We start from the raw sequence: 12,330 nt of genomic DNA, 5'->3' as shown, positions 1-12,330 counted from the left end.
GCCTGCGGCGCGCGGGGGTTCGCCGGCTAGATCTCGGCGAGGCCGGCGCTGCCGTCTTCGTCGCCCCAGGCGAGGCGTTTGGCGTCGGGGGTGAGGGCGAGGGCGGTGATCGGCGGGCCTTTCTCGGCCTTGAGGTCGAGGATCTTCTGGCCGACCAGGTCACAGGCCTTCACGCGGCCGTCGTCGAGGCCCCAGGCGACCCAGTTGCCGCCGGGCTGGCCCGCCACGCGGGTGGAGATGGCGGTCTCCTCGTAGCCGACTTCCGCCGCCTGCTTGCCCATCGGACCGGTGGAGCCGGCGAAGGGCCAGACGACGACGCCGTTGGCGCCGCTGGTGGCGAGCAGGTTGCCCTTGGCCAGGAAGGCCAGGCTGCGGACCTTGGCCGGGTAGCCGCCCATGCGCATGTTCTTCTCGTCGGCGACGCGCCAGCCGTGCAGCTGGTTGTCCTGCATGGCCGAGACCAGGAACCTGCCGTCCGGCGAAAAGGCGCAGGCCACGTGGCTGCCGGCCCACTTCAGCATGGCGGGCTTCTGCGCCTCGATGCGGGCGTACCAAAGGGCGACCCCGCCATAGGTGGCGGCCGCGATCCGCCGGCCCTTGGGCTCGAAGGCGACGTCGGCGATCGACCGCTCGTGGGCGAAGGCGCGCGCGAACTTCGGGTCGGCCGCGTCGCGGACGTGCAGCTCGCGGCCGGCGGAAAAGGCGATCAGCCCCGAGGCCGGAGCGGCGGCCAGGGCCTCGATCCAGCGGCCGGGGAGCGCCGCGATCTCCTGCAGCCCGGCCGGCCCGGCCCACATCACCCGCCCGTCGTCGCCGCCGGTGACCAGGCCCTGACCCGAGGGATGCGCCGCGGCGGCCAGCACCGCGCCGTCGTGCGCCTGCTGCGTCTCGCCGCTCTCGAACCTCACCGTGCCGTCGCCCAGCGCGAAGCCCGCGCGGCCGGCGGCGTCGAACAGGGCCGCGGTGACATAGGCGTCGAAAGCGTAGGCGGGCATCAGGCTCTCTAGTCGTTTCCGCGCGCCTTCGTCATCCCCGCAGCGTGAACGGAGTTCTCGGACTCGCGCGCGATCGGGCGGAGGGACGCCGGGTCGCGCCTGCGGCCCATGCCAAGGCGCGCTTCGGACTTTACTTTCGCAAGACGGCTTGCCAAAGGTCTGGCGACTTGAAGCTCAGGGCGCGGAAGACGCCGCCCAAGGGAAGGACGACCACATGGCTGCAAAGCTGGGCGGCAAGGGGGGCGGACGTTTCGACCTCGGCCAGAACAGCGACATCAACGTCACGCCGTTCGTCGACGTGATGCTGGTGCTCCTCATCATCTTCATGGTGGCGATCCCCGCGGCCACGGTGTCGATCAAGCTCGACCTGCCGCCGGCCATCCCGCCGCCCCCCGGCACCAAGGTGAAGGAGCCGGTGCTGATCAACCTCCAGCAGGGCGGCGCCATGTACATCGGCGACCAGTCCACCAGCCTGGACAACCTGATCCCCGACCTCACCCGCAAGCTCGCGCAGAACGATCCGGCGACGCCGCCCCTGCAGCAGCGGGTCTATATCCGCGCCGACAAGAGCGTGCGCTACGGCGACTTCATGGCGGTGATGAACACCCTGCAGGGCAACGGCTTCTACCAGGTCGCCCTGATCAACGAAGAGCTCAGCTGAGGCCCGACCCGGCCGAAGCCGCCCCGAACAGCCCGCCGGAGACCCTCCGGCGGGTTTTTTCGCGGCTGGCGCCCAGGCGCCGCTTTTCTGGAACAAATAAAGAACATATGCTCGGCGGATGGCCCCGCCTCCACGCCCCTCCCGCGCCGGCGCCTTCCGCCCGGTCCCCGGCGACAGCGCCACCGCCGTGCTCGGCGACCATCGGCGATATCCGCTGTGCCGGGTGCTCGTCACCTGCGCGCTCTGCGGCTGGGCCAAGGGCTACGATCCCGAGCGGCTGATCGCTCGGCTGCAGGCGCTCCGGGCGGGCGGCTACGACACGCCGGTGGGCGCGGTCGCGGCGCGCATCGCCTGGCCCTGCCCGATGTGCCGCCGCGTCAAGTGGCGGACCGACCTCGCCTGGCCGGCCGACGCCGACCCGCGCGACATCCGGCGGCTCACCGCCATGATCCGCAACTGAGGCGTGCGCCGCCGCGGCCGGACAAGGCTCCATTAACCATATCGGCGGAGGCTTCGGCGGAAGGAGCCTCTCGCGTGGCGATGATTGCGATTCCCCGGCTGTCCGCGCCCCGGCTGGGGCCGATCCGGCTGGGCGCGCTGATCGCCAACCGCTACGTGGGCCTGGTCGGCTCGGCCGCCCTGTTCGTGGCGGCGCTGGTCGGGGTCGCCGCCCTGTTGCCGAGCCCCGGCGGACCGCATGTCAGGATCCCGCTGGCGGCGGCGTTCCGGCGAGCGCCGCCGGGCTGGCGCGAGTCGCTCATCGCAGCGAGCGGCCCCTTGAGCGTCACCGAGGACGTGGTGCGGCTCTCCGCGCACCCGTTCGGCGCGCTGGGCGGCGTCACCTGGACCGGGCCTTCAGGCGCGCGGCCGAGCTCAGGCCCGCTGCCGCCCGCGCCGATCGCCGGCCTCTATGCGCCCGGCCCCGGCGGGCCCCTGCCGATCATCGCCCCGGACGGGCGCACCCCGTTCGACGGCTACCGGCGGCCGTTCACGCCGAACGGGCGGCCGAAGATCGCCATCGTGATCGGCGGCCTGGGCCTCAATGCGCGCGCCACGCGCCAGGCGATCGAAACCCTTCCCCCGGAGGTGACGCTCTCCTTCGCGCCCTACGCCGAGGGCCTGCAGGGCTGGATCGACATGGCCCGCGCCGCCGGCCACGAGGTGCTCCTGGAAACCCCGATGGAGCCGGTGGATTATCCCGACAACGACCCCGGCCCCTACACGCTGATGAGCGACGCCTCGCCCCCCGAGATGGTCAGGAAGCTGGAGTGGGTGCTGTCGCGCGCCACCGGCTATTTCGGGCTGACCAACTACCTGGGCTCGAAGTTCCTGAACAACGACGCCGCCTATGCCGCCTTCGCGAGCGCGGCGGCGAGCCGGGGCCTGGGCTTCATCGACGATGGCGCGGCGGCGCTCAAGACCTCGGGCGGCCTGCCGCGGGCCTCCGCCGAGCGGGTGGTCGACGACACGTTGAACCAGACCGCCATCGACCAGCAGCTGCTGGCGCTGGAGGCCGGCGCCATGCAGCGCGGCCAGGCGCTGGGGGCGGGCTTCGCCTATCCGGTCACCTTGGACAAGGTCGCGCACTGGGCCTCGGGCCTGAACGACAGGGGCTTCCAGCTGGCGCCGGCCTCGGCGCTGGCGACGCGCAGGTAGATGACCCCTTCGCGCTATCGGCCGAACGTGGGCGTGGTGCTGTTCCACCCCGACGGGCGGGTGTGGCTGGGCAAGCGCGCCCAGACGCCTGGGCCCTGGTGCTGGCAGTTCCCGCAGGGCGGCGTCGATCCCGGCGAGGACCTGGAGGCGGCCGCCCGCCGCGAGCTCGGCGAGGAGACCGGCGCCCGCAGCGTCACGCCTCTCGGCCGCATGGACGGCTGGATCACCTACGATTTCCCGGCCGAGGCGCAAGGCGCCAAGACCGCCCGCGGCTGGAAGGGCCAGAGGCAGGCCTGGTTCGCCTTCCGCTTCGAGGGCGAGGACGCCGAGTTCGACCTCGCCGCCCATGGCGAGCCCGAGTTCGAGGCCTGGCGCTGGGGCTACCTCGAGGAAGCCCCCGAGCTGGTCGTTCCCTTCAAGCGGGCGGCCTACGAGCAGGTCGCCAAGGCGTTCGCGGGGTTCGCTGCCAAGCGATCCTAATTCCGGAACACCGCCGCGAGCGATGAGTCGGCGACCTCGCGAAGCTGCTGCAGCTCGTTGCGGCCGACCACCATGTGGTGCACCTCGTCCGGCCCGTCGGCGATCCGCAGGGTGCGGGTGCTGGCGTACATCCGGGCCAGAGGCGTGTGCTGCGAGACCCCCAGCGCGCCGTGCATCTGGATCGCCTGGTCGATGATCTTGCAGACCCGCTCGGGCACCATGGCCTTGACCATGTGGATCCACACCCGGGCCTCGCGGTTGCCGAGCACGTCCATGGCCTTGGCGGCCTTCAGCACCATCAGGCGCATGGCCTCGATCTCGATGCGCGCGCGCGAGACGATCTCGAGGTTGCCGCCGAGCTGGATGATCGGCTTGCCGAACGCCACCCGGCTCATGCCGCGCGTGACCATCAGGTCCAGCGCCTTCTCGGCCGAGCCGATGGCGCGCATGCAGTGGTGGATGCGGCCCGGACCCAGGCGCAGCTGGCTGATCTCGAAGCCGCGGCCTTCGCCCAGCAACATGTTCTCCTTCGGCACGCGGGCGTTGTCGAAGATGATGTGCATGTGGCCGTGCGGCGCGTCGGGATCGCCGAACACCTGCTGGCCTTCGATCAGCTTCACGCCGGGCGTGTCGAGCGGCACCAGGATCTGCGACTGCTGCAGGTGCGGCGGCGCCTCCGGATCCGTCTTCACCATGGTGATCATCACCTTGCAGCGCGGATCGCCGGCGCCGGAGATGTAGTGCTTCTCGCCGTTGATCACGTACTCGTCGCCGACCAGGGTGGCGCGGGTGTCGATGTTCTTGGCGTCCGAGGAGGCGGTGTTGAGCTCGGTCATGCAGTAGGCCGAGCGGATCTTCCCCTCGAGCAGCGGCTTCAGCCACTTCTCCTTCTGCGCCGGCGTGCCGACGCGCTCCAGCACCTCCATGTTGCCGGTGTCGGGAGCGGCGCAGTTCATGATCTCGGAGGCCAGCCGGACCTTGCCGAGCTCGACGGCGATGTAGGCGTAGTCGAGGTTCGACAGGCCCTCGCCCGTCTCGGCGTTCGGCAGGAAGAAGTTCCACAGGCCCGCGGCCTTGGCCTTGTCCTTGGCCTTCTCCAGCACCTCGAGCTGGCCCGGCGCGTACTGCCAGATATCCGGCCGGCCCTCGCCCAGGCGGTGGAACTCCTCGGCGGTCGGCTCGACCACCTCCCTGATGAACGTCTTGACCCGGTTGAGCAGCGGCACGGCCTTGTCGGACATGCGCAGGTCGTTGATCTCGTCCTGCGGGTTCAGCCCAAAGCCGGTTTCCGGCCGTTCCGCGGTCATCGTCATCCTGGTCGCTCCCGAGGTTCTGTGGCGGCTCCGGCCAAGCCGTCGGCCGGTCCCCTGAGGAAAGCTTTGGCTCACTGCCCGAGCCGAGTCAAACGTGCGTTTGAATCACTCAGGCAAGCGGCCGGGAGCGCATGTTGCGCTCAGGTGTAGAGCGGCGGGGCTGCGCCGAGCAGCACGATCGCGACCGCGCCGGCCAGGGCGACGAGCGCCGGAACAAGTTTGAGCCACCATCCCATGGCCGCGCAGATAGGAATCGCCCGCGCGGGGTTCCAGTTAAGCTTTCGTCATGCTCAGCCGGGCTCGTGGCAGACGGCCTCGATGTTGTTGCCGTCGGGATCGATGACGAAGGCGGCGTAATAGCCGGGGTGGTACTGGGGCCGCAGTCCCGGGGCGCCATTGTCGCCGGCCCCAGCCGCGAGCGCGGCCGCATGGAAGGCCTTGACGGCTTGCCGATCGGGCGCAGCGAAGGCGACGTGAGCCGGCCCCCCGTCGCCCTGGCCGATCCAGAAGAACGGCCGGCCGGGCACCCCGTAGCCCGCGAAGTGCGCGCCGTCGCCCATCTGCCGGCTGAAGCCGAGCGGCCGCAGGGCGGCGTCGTAGAAGGCCTGCGCTCGGGCGTAGTCGGCGACCTTCAGGCTCACGTGATCGAGCATGGGCGGCTCCCCTCCAGGCGAGGCGCTCAGTCCAGGCGCCCGCGGCGTCGCCGCAGGCGCGCGGCTACTTCACCGCCAGCTTGCCCGCGCTCGGGCAGACCGCGGCCATCAGCTCGGGCTCGGCCTTCTTCGGCGTGCTCTCGCGCCACTGCGGATTGATGGCCAGTTCGGCCGAGGGCTTGTAGGAGCCCATCAGCAGCGTGCTGCCCTTGGCGCAGTCGATGGCCTCGACGAAGCCGACGCCCGCGCCCGGACCGCCCGGGGCGATGTTCGCGGACGGCTTGGAGATCGCCTTCATCACGACGACCCGGCCGGTGGCCTTGTCCCGGTAGCTGTAGTCGCTGTTGTAGGACCATTCGGTCCCGTTCTCGCCGTTGGCGTACTTCTTCCAGGTTTCGGCCGAGGCCGTCGTGGCCGCGGTCAGGGCGATCAGGCCGGCAAGCGCAAGGGCGCGTCGCATTTCATCGGGTCTCCAGCAGCGTGTCCCGTATCCCTTCAAACAGACGTTGGGCCCGCGAACAAGGGGCCGCGGCGATTTCGCCGCTCGGCTCGCAGGTTGCAGAGCCCGCGTCCGCGCCCCTAGGGTGGCGCGCCATGGCCAGCTTCACCACGCCCGACGGCGTCACTCTCGCCTATGACGACATCAGCCCCGCCGGCGGAGCCGAGCGGAGCATCGTGCTGCTGCACGGCTTCACCTCGAACCGGAACGAGGGCTGGCGCAGGACCGGCTGGTACGGCGCCTTCGAGCGGCGCGGGATCCGCGTGGTCGCCCTCGACCAGCGCGGCCATGGCGAGAGCGAAAAGCTCTACGAGCCGGAAGCCTATGCGCGCGCCCGGCTGGCGGCCGACGTAATCGCGCTGCTGGACCACCTCGGCCTCGCGCACACGGACCTGTTCGGCTACTCGATGGGCACGCGCACGGCGATGCAGGTGGCGATCGAGGCGCCGGAGCGGATATCGAACCTGATCCTGGGCGGGGTGGGCGGCAAGCTCCTGGACACCGCCGAGCGCCCGGCCGGAAATCCGATGGCCGAGGCCATGCTGGCGGACGATCCCGAGAGCATCGAACAGCCGATGCTGCGCAGCTTCCGCCAGTTCGCCGACGAGCAGGGCGAGGACCGCAAGGCGCTCGCCGCCTTCGTGCAGGCGCAGAACCCCCCGCTCGATCTCGAGGCGCTGCGCGCCTTGCCCATGCCGGTGCTGGTGATCGCCGGCCAGCGCGACCAGGGCGCCGGCGACCCCGAGGACCTGGCCCGCCTCTTCCCGCAAGGCCACGGGCTGTCCGTCGCGGGCTGCGACCACTTCTCGGCCATCCCGCACGCGCTCACCAAGGCAGGCGTGTTCGACTTCCTGGATGGGCTGCTGGACGACCCGTTCCCGGATCGGCTTTAGCCGGCCGCCGTGAAGATCCAGCCGTCGGGCAGGGTCGAGAGCTGGACGTTGCGCAGGATCATCTCGTCGCCCCCGTTCATGTCGATGACCGTGTCGGCGCCGACCTGGCTCAACGTGTAGCGCGTACCCGCGTCGAGCAGCACGTGGTCGCCCTTGGCGGCGTTGAAGCCCAGGACGACATCGAGCCCCGCGCCGGAGAAGGTGTGGAAGGTGTCGGCGCCCGCCCCGCCCTGGATGGTGTCGGAGCCGCGGTCGCCCGACAGGAACTCCGTCCCCGAGCCCGCGACCATCGAGTCGTCGCCCTGCCCGCCGCGGATGATCTCGCCGGAGCCCGCGCCCACCAGGGTGTCGTTGCCGAGGTTGCCGTAGAGGATGTTGTTGTCGGCGTGGCTGGCGATGGAATCGTCGCCCTGGCCGCCGACCAGCCATTCGCCGACCAGCGAGTGGCCGATGATGGTGTCCTCGCCCTTGTTGCCGTTGATGTCGTTGAACCCGGTCCCGCTGGTGATCGAATCGTCGCCGTCGCCGCCGCGCAGGAAGTTCGAGCCATCCGCGCCGGTGATGGTGTCGGCGCCGGCCAGCGCATCGATGGTGTCGCCGCCGCCCTTGCCCAAGAGCACGTCGTCGCCGCTGGTGGGCACGTCCTGGGGCGCACTGCCGGCCTGGCTGAATTGGACCGTGTAGCTGCCGGTGTAGCCGTCGGCGAAGCCGCCGGCGTCGATGAAGTAGGCGCCGCTGGAGGGCGCGGTGAAGACGATCCGCGAGTCCGGCTGGCTCCCGTCGACGATGTCGTCGTTGGAGACGATGGTGAGCCCGGCGGAATCGTGCAGGCGCAGGAAGGGATCGGCCAGCGTGCCGCCGCCGCCGAAGCGGCCCACCAGATCGATCGTGTAGGTGACGCCCTGCTGCAGCGAGACCACGAAAAGATCGTGGTCGCCCGCCTGCTGCAGCGCCCCGCTCGCCGAGCCGTTCAGGGCCACGTGGCCAAACGGCGTGCTGTCGGAGACGCTGTTGGCGAAGTCGTCGGGGGCGGGCGTGAACGGCGTCGAATTCCAGCCCAGGATGTCGAGCACCTGCAGGTCGGTGGCCGAGAGGGTCCCGGGCGAGCTCGGCCCGCCGGGCCCAAAGGCGTCTCCGAAGGTGTGGTCCCAATCGCCGAGGTCGAAGCCGTCGTCCTTGCCGGTCGCATCGACCGAGTTGTGGAAGGCGAAGCTGGTCACATGGTTGGCGTCGACGCCGAAGAAGGTCGGGACGCCGTCCGAGCCGCCGGTGAAGTCGCGCACGCCCTGGGCGTTGAAGCGGAACAGGTCGAGCGGCGCCCAGCGCGTGCTCTCGATCCCCAGGCTGCCGACCCGGCCGAATGCGCCTTCGGTGACCTCGTGCTCGATCGCGCCGATCGCGTCCTGTCCGAAGCTCCACGCAAGGTCGCTGTTCAGCATCACCGTGACGTCGAGGCTGTTGGTCTGAGGCGCGAGGCCGAGGATGCGCGCCTCGCTGGTCGGGATGGCAAACCCCACGCCGCTGGACGGGTCGGCGGCCGGAAGGCCGTTCACCGCCAGGAGATCGTCAGGGCTCGCCGCGTGCAGGCGCAGCGCCGAGACGAAGGCGTCGTAGCTCACCGCGACGGTGTCGAAGTCGTTCTCGGCGGAGAACTTGGCTCCCAGGGACTGCAGGCCGAACGTCACGCCCACCGTAACCGAATTGGTGAAATGGCTCTGCAGTTCGTGCTCGGCGGCGATGATCGCGCCACGGTAAGCCTGGCTGACGCCGTCGTCGTAATAGTTGATGAATACCAGGCCGCTGCCGGCCAGGGTCACGCTCTCCGGCGCGATCGCCATCGCTCACTCTCTCAGCCCGACGTCCCCTCGGGCGCAAAAGGACGGCCGATCGGTCACGCTTGTCAATTGCGACGGACGAACCGCCGCAGGCCTCAGGCCTGGACGAAAGAGTAGGCGCCGCCCTTCTCGAGCGCGGTCCTGTAGGCGGGCCGGGCCTGGAACCGCTTCACCCAGGCCTTGATGTTGGGATAGCCGTCGAGACGGCTGAACGCGCCCATCACCTCGCCCACGAAGCTCATCTGGATGTCGGCCGCCGAGAGCTCGCCGAGCAGCCACTCGCGGCCGTCGAGCGCGCCCTCCACATAGCCCATGTGATTGGCGATCTCGCTCTCGATCCGGGCGTGCAGGGGCTGGCCCGCTTCGCCGAGCCGGCTCACGTACATGAACATGAGGAGCGGCAGCATGGCGGAGCCTTCGGCGTAGTGCAGCCATTGCAGGTAGCTCTCATAGGCCTCGGACCCGAGCGCCGGGGCGAGCCGGCCGCCGCCGTGCCGGCGGATCACGTAGTCGATGATCGCCCCGCTTTCGTGGACCACGCGCTCGCCATCGGTGATCACCGGACTCTTGCCGAGCGGGTGGACGGCCTTCAGCTCGGGCGGCGCGAGCCGCGTCTGGGGATCGCGCTGGTAGCGCTTGATCTCATAGGAGACGCCCAGTTCCTCGAGCAGCCAGAGGATGCGCTGGGACCGCGAGTCGTTGAGGTGGTGGACGACGATCATGGGCTGAGCTCCCGCAGAACGGCGTCAGCAAAGCTCCGCCGGACCGGCGATGGCAAGCGCCGATCTCAGCGCGGGCGCAGGCCCTCGACGATCAGTCCGATGCGGCGGTCCATGGCCTCGGTCATCCGCTTTGCGTCGGCCCCCTCCGTGATGACCAGCCGGTAGGTCCAGCCATAGGCGGCGAGCAGGACGTCGATGATCTCCTGAATCTCGCGCGCGGGGTCGACCTCGCCCTCGGCGACGCCCCGGATCAGGCACTCGCGCAGCAGGTCGGTCAGACGCTGATTGGTGCCGAATGGCCGGGCCGTGGGCGGCAGGGTCCAGTCATAGGCCGCCGCGATGTGCGAGAGGAACAGCTTCGAGCGGGGAGCCTCGAAGGCGAAGAACACGCCGAAGATCGAGCGCAGCCGGTCGGCGGTCGTGCCGCGGATGTGCGGGACCACGCGGTCGAGCTCCGCGTAGAGCCCATCGAGCCGCGCGGCCATCACCTGGCTGAGAATCTCGCCCTTGGAGGCGAAATTGGTGAACACGCTGCCCACCGCGACGCCAGCGTAGCGGGCGATCTCGCGGATGGTGGCGCCCTGGTAACCCTGGCTGTCGAACAGCTCGCGCGCGGCCTCCAGCACGCGGTTGCGCGTGGCTTCCTTCTGCGTCTGGCGCAGGCTGGGCGGTCGAGACTCCGCCGCCGGGCGGCGGGGGCTCGTTCCGGCAAAGCGACGGGGCTGGTCGAACTCCGTGGTCATGGACGGGGGAGCGGGCCTACCCGCGCCGGGCTCCCGCCAGGATGATCCGGATCTGGTCGCGTGCGCGCCCTTGCAGGGCCTCCAGGCTCCAGCCTTCGAAGATCGCCTGCGGATAGTTCGACAGGTAGGCGTCGAACAGCATGTGGGTGCGCAGCTTGATCTCCGCCTCCTGCCGCAGTTCGCCGCGCTCGATGGCCAGCGCCAGCTGCTCGGCGATCAGCTCCAGGATCTCCTGCACCTTGGGCGCGCCGCGCAGCGCCGGGCCGTCCTGGGTGCTCCAGGAGACGCTGAACGCCGCACGCGCGAGCGGCAGCTGGGATTTGTAGAAGGCGTAGCCGGCGGCGAACATCTTGAGCAGGGCGTCCTCCACCCCACGCCCGCGGGCGGCGGACTCGCGCATGGCGACGGCGAGCTGCGCCATGTCCTGGGCCATGATGTCGCGGAACAGGTCCGACTTGTCGGTGAAGTTGGCGAACACCGCGCCTGTGGACATGCCGGCGGCTGCGGCGATGTCGCGGATGGTGGCGCCTTCGTAGCCGTGCTCGGAGAACAGGCGCCTCGCAGCGGCGAGCACCTTGGCGCGGGTTTGCTGCTTGGCCAGCGCGCGGCGCGTCGGCATCTTCACCGTCGTCTCGCCGGCAGCTTGGATCGGGGAGATGTGCTTCATTCTCATCGACGGCCGGAGCCGTCCTCTCGCCTCGTCCACGCGACCGGACGAAGTCTGTTGAACGTGTTCAAATACCCGGTTACGCGATTCCGGGCCGACTGGCAGATCTGCGCGCGACGACGGGGAAATGTCAGCAATCATGCACAGGGTTGCGGAGTCCTTGGCGGCGTCTGGCCCGATTCGGTCAAACATTGACGCGAGTCGGCGAATGGCGGTTGTTGAACATGATCGGCGAGCTCCCCGTCAAGCCGAAAAGGCCCCAGTCTGGTGGCGGCCCGCGCCGCGCGGGCCTAAGTTCGGAGCATGGACGTCTTCAGCTATCTGATCCCGGTCTCGCTGGGCGCCGTGGCGATCGTGCTCGCGTTCGGCATCTACACCCTGTTCCGCGGCGGCGACCTCGGCCGTTCCTATTCCAACAAGCTCATGCGGCTGCGGGTGCTGATGCAGGCCATCGCCATCGCCGTCCTGCTGGCGGCCTTCTGGTGGCGGAGCCGGACCTGACCCGCTCATGGTGACGCTCAACCGCATCTACACCCGCACGGGCGACGCCGGCGCGACGCGTCTGGCCGACGGGCGCAAGGTGAGCAAGGCGGACCTGCGCGTGGAAGCCTATGGCGCGGTGGACGAGACCAACGCCTGCCTGGGCCTGGCGCGGCTCAGCACGGGGGGCGAGCTCGACGCCATCCTGGCGCGCATCCAGAACGAGCTGTTCGACCTGGGCGCCGACCTCTCGACGCCGGCCAGGGCCGACGAGGCGCCGGGCTCGGTGCTGCGCATACTGGACAGCCAGGTCGAGCGGCTGGAGGGCGAAATCGACGCGCTCAATGCCGAACTGCCGCCACTGGCGTCGTTCGTTCTGCCGGGTGGCACGCCTGCCGCCGCCGCCCTGCACCTGGCGCGCACCGTCTGCCGTCGGGCGGAGCGCGAGGCGGTGCGGTTGGTCGAGGCCGGCGAGCCGGTCAGCGGCCCGGCGCTGCGCTACCTCAACCGGCTGTCGGACCTGTTGTTCGTCGCGGCGCGCTACGCCAACGACAAGGGCGCGGCCGAGGTGTTCTGGAAGTCGGGCGCGACGCGCTAGCGCTTGGCCGGAAGGCTGGGCGGGACAGGGCGCCCGATGGCCTTCAGCGCTTCGGCGCGGGCTTTGGCGTCGGTGATCACCCGGCCGGTGATGTCGGAGGTCAGCACGGGCGTCGCGCAGACCCGCTGGTCGCCG

The 12,330-nt window shown here is 70.2% G+C and carries 15 protein-coding genes; 7 read left to right on the top strand and 8 right to left on the bottom strand.

The genetic code is table 11. The annotated features are described in order from the left end of the window. Window positions 1-26: 26 nt before the first annotated feature. Complete coding sequence (locus VLI41_RS10840; protein WP_325268086.1) at window positions 27-995, bottom strand: WD40 repeat domain-containing protein; 969 nt, start codon at window positions 993-995, stop codon at window positions 27-29. A 214-nt stretch (window positions 996-1,209) separates the two neighbouring features. Between VLI41_RS10840 and VLI41_RS10835 the strand changes: the two genes are divergently transcribed. The 4 genes from VLI41_RS10835 (at window position 1,210) to VLI41_RS10820 (ending at window position 3,792) form a co-directional block, all read left to right on the top strand. Continuing rightward, the gene (locus VLI41_RS10835; RefSeq protein ID WP_325268085.1) at window positions 1,210-1,656 is read left to right on the top strand and encodes a biopolymer transporter ExbD; all 447 of its coding nucleotides are present in this window, start codon (window positions 1,210-1,212) and stop codon (window positions 1,654-1,656) included. Between the two features lie 118 nt (window positions 1,657-1,774). Next, the gene (locus tag VLI41_RS10830; protein WP_325268084.1) at window positions 1,775-2,116 is read left to right on the top strand and encodes a hypothetical protein; all 342 of its coding nucleotides are present in this window, start codon (window positions 1,775-1,777) and stop codon (window positions 2,114-2,116) included. Window positions 2,117-2,196: 80 nt separating this feature from the next. After that, on the top strand, window positions 2,197-3,312 hold the full coding sequence (locus VLI41_RS10825) for a divergent polysaccharide deacetylase family protein (RefSeq protein ID WP_325268087.1): 1,116 nt from the start codon (window positions 2,197-2,199) through the stop codon (window positions 3,310-3,312). Further along, the gene (locus VLI41_RS10820; RefSeq protein ID WP_325268083.1) at window positions 3,313-3,792 is read left to right on the top strand and encodes an RNA pyrophosphohydrolase; all 480 of its coding nucleotides are present in this window, start codon (window positions 3,313-3,315) and stop codon (window positions 3,790-3,792) included. Here the strand turns inward: VLI41_RS10820 and VLI41_RS10815 are convergent. The 3 genes from VLI41_RS10815 to VLI41_RS10805 form a co-directional block, all read right to left on the bottom strand. After that, entirely contained in the window at window positions 3,789-5,105 is a 1,317-nt protein-coding gene (locus VLI41_RS10815) for an acyl-CoA dehydrogenase family protein (RefSeq protein WP_325268082.1), read from the bottom strand. The genes VLI41_RS10820 and VLI41_RS10815 overlap by 4 nt on opposite strands. A 290-nt stretch (window positions 5,106-5,395) precedes the next feature. Then, the gene (locus VLI41_RS10810) at window positions 5,396-5,758 is read right to left on the bottom strand and encodes a VOC family protein (protein ID WP_325268081.1); all 363 of its coding nucleotides are present in this window, start codon (window positions 5,756-5,758) and stop codon (window positions 5,396-5,398) included. Window positions 5,759-5,822: 64 nt separating this feature from the next. Then, window positions 5,823-6,218 (bottom strand): hypothetical protein, encoded by a 396-nt coding sequence (locus VLI41_RS10805; protein WP_325268080.1) that lies wholly within the window; start codon window positions 6,216-6,218, stop codon window positions 5,823-5,825. Between the two features lie 134 nt (window positions 6,219-6,352). Between VLI41_RS10805 and VLI41_RS10800 the strand changes: the two genes are divergently transcribed. Further along, window positions 6,353-7,150, top strand: a complete 798-nt coding sequence (locus VLI41_RS10800; protein ID WP_325268079.1) for an alpha/beta hydrolase — start codon at window positions 6,353-6,355, stop codon at window positions 7,148-7,150. Here the strand turns inward: VLI41_RS10800 and VLI41_RS10795 are convergent. The 4 genes from VLI41_RS10795 to VLI41_RS10780 form a co-directional block, all read right to left on the bottom strand. Continuing rightward, window positions 7,147-8,988 (bottom strand): NF038122 family metalloprotease, encoded by a 1,842-nt coding sequence (locus VLI41_RS10795; RefSeq protein WP_325268078.1) that lies wholly within the window; start codon window positions 8,986-8,988, stop codon window positions 7,147-7,149. The two genes, VLI41_RS10800 and VLI41_RS10795, sit on opposite strands and share 4 nt — an antisense overlap. Window positions 8,989-9,080: 92 nt before the next feature. Next, complete coding sequence (locus VLI41_RS10790; RefSeq protein WP_325268077.1) at window positions 9,081-9,707, bottom strand: glutathione S-transferase; 627 nt, start codon at window positions 9,705-9,707, stop codon at window positions 9,081-9,083. A gap of 65 nt (window positions 9,708-9,772) precedes the next feature. Next, complete coding sequence (locus tag VLI41_RS10785; RefSeq protein WP_325268076.1) at window positions 9,773-10,450, bottom strand: TetR/AcrR family transcriptional regulator; 678 nt, start codon at window positions 10,448-10,450, stop codon at window positions 9,773-9,775. Between the two features lie 16 nt (window positions 10,451-10,466). Beyond that, window positions 10,467-11,117, bottom strand: coding sequence for a TetR/AcrR family transcriptional regulator (locus tag VLI41_RS10780; RefSeq protein ID WP_325268075.1), 651 nt, complete (start codon window positions 11,115-11,117; stop codon window positions 10,467-10,469). 303 nt (window positions 11,118-11,420) lie between these two features. Between VLI41_RS10780 and VLI41_RS10775 the strand changes: the two genes are divergently transcribed. Continuing rightward, window positions 11,421-11,618 carry a twin transmembrane helix small protein gene (locus tag VLI41_RS10775; protein ID WP_325268074.1) on the top strand — a complete coding sequence of 66 codons (198 nt, stop codon included), beginning with the start codon at window positions 11,421-11,423 and terminating at the stop codon, window positions 11,616-11,618. Between the two features lie 7 nt (window positions 11,619-11,625). Continuing rightward, entirely contained in the window at window positions 11,626-12,195 is a 570-nt protein-coding gene (locus VLI41_RS10770; protein WP_325268073.1) for a cob(I)yrinic acid a,c-diamide adenosyltransferase, read from the top strand. The last annotated feature ends 135 nt before the right edge of the window (window positions 12,196-12,330 follow it).

Origin of the sequence: Phenylobacterium sp., assembly GCF_035475775.1 — a bacterium.
In the GTDB taxonomy this organism is placed as follows: Bacteria; Pseudomonadota; Alphaproteobacteria; order Caulobacterales; family Caulobacteraceae; genus Phenylobacterium.
This window is presented reverse-complemented; position numbering and strand designations above follow the sequence as displayed.

Coding starts and splice junctions, on each gene's coding strand:
- VLI41_RS10840 (WP_325268086.1), bottom strand. CDS start 995: ATGCCCGCCTACGCTTTCGACGCCTATGTCACCGCGGCCCTGTTCGAC.
- VLI41_RS10835 (WP_325268085.1), top strand. CDS start 1,210: ATGGCTGCAAAGCTGGGCGGCAAGGGGGGCGGACGTTTCGACCTCGGC.
- VLI41_RS10830 (WP_325268084.1), top strand. CDS start 1,775: ATGGCCCCGCCTCCACGCCCCTCCCGCGCCGGCGCCTTCCGCCCGGTC.
- VLI41_RS10825 (WP_325268087.1), top strand. CDS start 2,197: ATGATTGCGATTCCCCGGCTGTCCGCGCCCCGGCTGGGGCCGATCCGG.
- VLI41_RS10820 (WP_325268083.1), top strand. CDS start 3,313: ATGACCCCTTCGCGCTATCGGCCGAACGTGGGCGTGGTGCTGTTCCAC.
- VLI41_RS10815 (WP_325268082.1), bottom strand. CDS start 5,105: ATGACGATGACCGCGGAACGGCCGGAAACCGGCTTTGGGCTGAACCCG.
- VLI41_RS10810 (WP_325268081.1), bottom strand. CDS start 5,758: ATGCTCGATCACGTGAGCCTGAAGGTCGCCGACTACGCCCGAGCGCAG.
- VLI41_RS10805 (WP_325268080.1), bottom strand. CDS start 6,218: ATGCGACGCGCCCTTGCGCTTGCCGGCCTGATCGCCCTGACCGCGGCC.
- VLI41_RS10800 (WP_325268079.1), top strand. CDS start 6,353: ATGGCCAGCTTCACCACGCCCGACGGCGTCACTCTCGCCTATGACGAC.
- VLI41_RS10795 (WP_325268078.1), bottom strand. CDS start 8,988: ATGGCGATCGCGCCGGAGAGCGTGACCCTGGCCGGCAGCGGCCTGGTA.
- VLI41_RS10790 (WP_325268077.1), bottom strand. CDS start 9,707: ATGATCGTCGTCCACCACCTCAACGACTCGCGGTCCCAGCGCATCCTC.
- VLI41_RS10785 (WP_325268076.1), bottom strand. CDS start 10,450: ATGACCACGGAGTTCGACCAGCCCCGTCGCTTTGCCGGAACGAGCCCC.
- VLI41_RS10780 (WP_325268075.1), bottom strand. CDS start 11,117: ATGAAGCACATCTCCCCGATCCAAGCTGCCGGCGAGACGACGGTGAAG.
- VLI41_RS10775 (WP_325268074.1), top strand. CDS start 11,421: ATGGACGTCTTCAGCTATCTGATCCCGGTCTCGCTGGGCGCCGTGGCG.
- VLI41_RS10770 (WP_325268073.1), top strand. CDS start 11,626: ATGGTGACGCTCAACCGCATCTACACCCGCACGGGCGACGCCGGCGCG.